This window comes from Methanoregula sp. (assembly GCF_002835825.1).
Taxonomy (GTDB): Archaea; Halobacteriota; Methanomicrobia; order Methanomicrobiales; family Methanospirillaceae; genus Methanoregula.
In genome coordinates, this window is record NZ_PIZH01000600.1 from 1 (window position 1) to 1,272 (window position 1,272).

Below are 1,272 nucleotides of genomic sequence, written 5' to 3' on the forward strand. Positions count from 1 at the left end.
TTTCGATATCACACTTGGCTTTGACCGCGATCGAGGACCCGCTACTGTGCAGTATCAGGATCTCGTTGGCTGCCACGGACGGAACGGCGTCGCTCTCGACATAAGCCCCTGACAGGATCACTGCATGGTTGATGTTGTACAGGACCTGCTCGTTCGCCTCGACGAGATCACGGTTTCGGAGCTGTTTCTGGATCTCGTGCTTTGAGACCCCGATAATCACGACATCCCCAACTGCAGGAGCGATCTGCAGGCTGCCCGCCGAGAACATCTGCAGCGCGATCGGTACGTTGGCGATCTCGATATTCTGTCCCTGAATCTTGGTCTTCAGCCGCACGTCCGCCCGCCATTTCGACAGGTCAACTTTTGTGAGGGTCCCGATCGCCAGGGTGTTGATTTTTGACAGGCGCCGTTCGATCAGCTCGGCCATGCACTGGGTGTAGTTCACAGCGGTTTCACCTTGCATTCCGTCATGTAATCCGTCCCTTCGTACTTGTGCACATATTCGACTACCTTGTAGGTCCCGGATGCTCCCAGTGACAGGGAGCGCAGGTCAACGTACGCGTCCACCCTGATACGGTGATTGAATCCGCACTGGATCGATCGGGTATAGGATCCATCGTCAGGGCTCTCCGGGACGGTTTCGATCAAGCCGGTCTCTGCTGACAGGACCACGGCATCACGGGCGTATTCATCTGTGACAAAATAGCCGGCGTTCCCTTCGATATAATATTTCGCGGTCTTGTGCGGTTTTTTGCTGCCGTTAATCAGTTTCGCGCAATATTCAAGGACCGCCCCCGCGTTGGTATCGGACGTACCCTCGCTTTCGAGCGTAAACCCCTGATCGTCAATCATTTCCGGAGTAATCTTCGATGCCTGGAATGCATTTTCGATGATGGTCTTCAGGGGCGTTCCGGCCGGGTATTTCACTGCCGGGATCCCTGCTGCGTATCCTTTCGTAAGGACCAAGATCTTTGTCTGGAGTTCGCCCTGGTCGCGGGTCTCGCTGATTGTTTTGATTTTTCCTACGAAGATGTTGCCGTTGTCTCCGACATATCCTGCCATGAGCAGGACCTCCTGGTCTGCTTTAATCGTCTCTCTCGTTTTCCGAGAGAGATTGCATATTGTGATCTACGCGGTGTTTGCATCACTGGCATTGCTTCCCTTGACCGTAAACCTGATCTCCCACTTGTCGCTCGTGATGAGCAAGGAATCGATCTGCCAGGAAACACACAGCATCAAGGATGTATGATAGGTCAGTGAATACACAGACAC

Annotated in this window: 2 protein-coding genes; both read right to left on the reverse strand. The window is 53.6% G+C overall.

The annotated features are described in order from the left end of the window. Positions 1–445 (reverse strand): hypothetical protein (locus tag CW742_RS13690; protein WP_292421329.1); only part of this gene is annotated, 445 nt, incomplete at its 3' end. After that, a complete protein-coding gene (locus tag CW742_RS13695) occupies positions 442–1,062 on the reverse strand; it encodes a hypothetical protein (RefSeq protein ID WP_292421330.1) in 621 nt (206 codons plus the stop codon). The genes CW742_RS13690 and CW742_RS13695, both read right to left, overlap by 4 nt. Positions 1,063–1,272: the final 210 nt, after the last annotated feature.

Bases quoted from the DNA above. Each gene is read 5' to 3' on its own strand.
- CW742_RS13695 (WP_292421330.1), bottom strand. From the start codon at position 1,062: ATGGCAGGATATGTCGGAGACAACGGCAACATCTTCGTAGGAAAAATC.